This window comes from Herbiconiux daphne, assembly GCF_024979295.1.
Taxonomy (GTDB): Bacteria; Actinomycetota; Actinomycetes; order Actinomycetales; family Microbacteriaceae; genus Herbiconiux; species Herbiconiux daphnes.
Genome location: NZ_JANLCJ010000536.1, coordinates 1 through 612, shown reverse-complemented (window position 1 = coordinate 612; position 612 = coordinate 1). Strand labels below are relative to the sequence as shown.

Genomic DNA, 612 nt, shown 5'->3' with positions numbered 1-612 from the left:
CAGTGTTAATCAGCTTAGTGTTGCTTGCTGCATGAGATTCAGCAGCTTCAGCTTCATTGTGAACCGACTGAACAGAAGCCTTATCAGCTTTGTCAGCAATCAGCGTGTCCTGTCGTGCCTGGTCAGCGGTGAAGACAGATTTTTCAACCTTGTTAGCTTCAACACCCTTAGCGCGGGTCACTTCAGCAGTCAGGTCAGCAGAGTTAGCTTTACCCTGAATCAGCTTAGTGTTCGCCTGTTCAGCGGCCTTAGCGCGGGTCACTTCACTGGTGACGGTAGAAGCGTCAGCTTTACCTTTAATCAGTGTGTCCTGTGCGCCGTCAATCGCTTTCTGAGAAGCTTTATCAGCGGTGTAGGCTGATTGGTCAACCTTAGCTTTCAGACCGTTCACAGCCTGATTAGCGGTGTTCTGTGCGGTGTCAACTTCACCCTGTAATTTAGCATCACCAGCAATACGCGCCTGACCTTCTTTATTGACGTTAACAGCAATATTATTGTCTGCTGCTTTGCGGTCAGCAATTTCTTTAGTCAGTGCAGAAGAGTCAGCTTTATTATTCACTGAAGCGGTCAGGGTTTTATCTGCTGCAACACGATCAGCAGTTTCTTTAATTA

At 47.4% G+C, this 612-nt stretch carries 1 protein-coding gene; it reads right to left on the bottom strand.

Features of this window, described 5'->3' with window-relative positions; translation table 11 throughout:
- Nucleotides 1–612: hypothetical protein (locus tag N1032_RS26300; RefSeq protein WP_259543593.1), on the bottom strand; the 612-nt coding region annotated here is incomplete at both ends.